Below are 2,174 nucleotides of genomic sequence, written 5' to 3' on the forward strand. Positions count from 1 at the left end.
GAGGTGACGAGGCGCACGTCCTCGATCCGCTTGCCGACGTAGCGCAGCCCGTTCAGCACCGCGGCCGCGACGATGATGGCGGTCCCGTGCTGGTCGTCGTGGAAGACCGGGATGCGCATCCGCTGGCGCAGGCGGGCCTCGATGTCGAAGCACTCGGGCGCCTTGATGTCCTCGAGGTTGATGGCGCCGAAGGTCGGCTCCAGCGCCGCCACCACCTCGACGAAGCGGTCGGGGTCGGTGGCGTCGACCTCGATGTCGAAGACATCGATGCCGGCGAACTTCTTGAAGAGGACGGCCTTGCCCTCCATCACCGGCTTGGAGGCGAGCGGCCCGATGGCGCCGAGGCCGAGGACGGCGGTGCCGTTGGTGATGACGCCGACGAGATTGCCGCGGGCCGTCAGCCGGGCCGCTTCCTGCGGATCGTCCTGGATCGCCTGGCAGGCGAAGGCGACGCCGGGGGAATAGGCCAGCGCCAGGTCGCCCTGGGTGCCGAGCGGCTTGGTCGCGACGATCGCCAGTTTTCCCGGGGTCGGCTGCGCATGGTATTCGAGCGCGCGAGCGCGGCGTTCGTCGGTCATCAGCGTTCTGGTCCTTCCTGCCGGCCGGTGCGGGAACGCCTGCCGCCGGCCGCATGTCCCCGAGGATGAGGGGGTAGCCTACAAGCTACGAAGCCCGCTGGTAAGGCGGGCTTCGGAAGGATGGTGCGGTCGAGAAGACTCGAACTTCCACGGAGTTTCCCCCACAGCGACCTCAACGCTGCGCGTCTACCAATTCCGCCACGACCGCATGGTGCCCAGGGCGGCGGAGTTGCCGCCTCGGGCCGCGGGGTGTTAGCAAATCCGCAATGGCATGGCAAGCAACTGACGGCGTCGTCGAGCGCCTGGTCGAACCGCCGGAATGGCGGGTCCCGGAATGGCGGATTGAGGACGCACCCGTCGACTACCCCGCGGCAGTGGCCGAGATGGAGCGGCGCGCCGCCGCCATCCGCGCCGGTTCCGAGCGCGAACTGGTGTGGCTGCTGGAGCATTCGCCGCTCTACACGGCCGGCACCAGCGCCGACGACGCCGAACTGCTCGACGCCGGCGGCCTGCCGGTGCACCGCAGCGGCCGCGGCGGCCGCCTCACCTACCACGGCCCCGGCCAGCGAATCGGCTACTGCCTGCTCGACCTGAAGCGCCGCCGGCCCGACGTGCGGTGGTACGTCGCACGGCTGGAGGAATGGCTGATCCGGACGCTCGCCCTCTTCAACGTCAGGGGCGAGCGGCGCGAGGGCCGGATCGGCGTCTGGGTGGTCGGCCAGGATGGGCGCGAGCGCAAGATCGCCGCCCTCGGCGTGCGCGTGCGGCAGTGGGTGACCCTGCACGGCGTCGCCCTCAACGTCGACCCCGACCTCGCGCGCTTCGGCGGCATCGTCCCCTGCGGCGTCCGCGAGTTCGGCGTCACCTCGCTGGTGCGCGAGGGCATCCTCGTCTCCATGCCCGAGGTCGACGCGGCGCTGAAGATGGCCTTCGAGGAGACGTTCGGGGACGGGGTTTAGGGCCGCCGATGGCCGGGAGCGCCCCCGACGCCCTGCGCGAGACGGCGCGGGCGGCGCTGAGAAGCGCCTTCGGCCCGGTGCCGATCGGTTCGCTGGTGCCGCTGTCCGGCGGTGCGTCGGGCGCCGTCCCGTTCCGTGCCGAGGTCGGCGGGCGGCGCTATCTCGTCCGGGTGGAGGGACCGGCGAGCCCGTTGCGGAACCCGTACCAGTACGAGTCGCTGCGCATCGCCGCCGAGGCCGGGCTGGCGCCGCGCCTCCACCATGTCGACGAGGCGGCACGGGTCGCCGTGACGGACTTCGTCGCGGAACGCCCGCTCGATCGCTTTCCCGGTGGACCAGGTGCCCTGGCCGCCGCCCTCGGGACCCTGCTCCGCCGCCTCCAGGAGACGCCGAGCTTTCCGGCCTTCGTCGCCTATCCCGACCTCGTCGCCCGTCTCTGGGCCCATGTCGGGCGGACGGGGCTCTTCGCGGCGGGCGTGCTCGACCCCTGCACGGATCATCTGGAAGCCCTCCGCGCCATGCCCGGGTGGGGCGACGCGGGCGCGGTGTCGAGCCACAACGACCCGGTTCCCCGCAACATCCTGTTCGACGGCGAGCGCCTGTGGCTGATCGACTGGGAATCCGCCTGCCGCAACGA

2 protein-coding genes, 1 tRNA gene and 1 pseudogene are annotated in these 2,174 nt (G+C 71.6%); 2 read left to right on the forward strand and 2 right to left on the reverse strand.

Annotated elements, in window-relative coordinates; genetic code table 11:
• Both ACE3Q3_RS24085 and ACE3Q3_RS24090 read right to left on the reverse strand, forming a co-directional pair.
• Positions 1-578 (reverse strand): annotated as a pseudogene (locus ACE3Q3_RS24085) (NADP-dependent malic enzyme); the annotation flags it as partial.
• A gap of 121 nt (positions 579-699) precedes the next feature.
• Positions 700-786, reverse strand: a tRNA-Leu gene (locus ACE3Q3_RS24090).
• 58 nt (positions 787-844) lie between these two features.
• On the opposite strand from ACE3Q3_RS24090, the gene lipB reads away from it, so the two are divergent.
• Together lipB and ACE3Q3_RS24100 are read left to right on the forward strand one after the other, a co-directional pair.
• The gene (lipB, locus tag ACE3Q3_RS24095) at positions 845-1,537 is read left to right on the forward strand and encodes a lipoyl(octanoyl) transferase LipB (protein WP_374450360.1); all 693 of its coding nucleotides are present in this window, start codon (positions 845-847) and stop codon (positions 1,535-1,537) included.
• An 8-nt stretch (positions 1,538-1,545) separates the two neighbouring features.
• The coding region (locus tag ACE3Q3_RS24100; protein WP_374450362.1) for a phosphotransferase at positions 1,546-2,174 on the forward strand (629 nt) is incomplete at its 3' end.

Origin of the sequence: Allostella sp., from assembly GCF_041913585.1 — a bacterium.
GTDB lineage: Bacteria > Pseudomonadota > Alphaproteobacteria > ATCC43930 > Allostellaceae > Allostella.

Bases quoted from the DNA above. Each gene is read 5' to 3' on its own strand.
- lipB (WP_374450360.1), top strand. From the start codon at position 845: ATGGCATGGCAAGCAACTGACGGCGTCGTCGAGCGCCTGGTCGAACCG.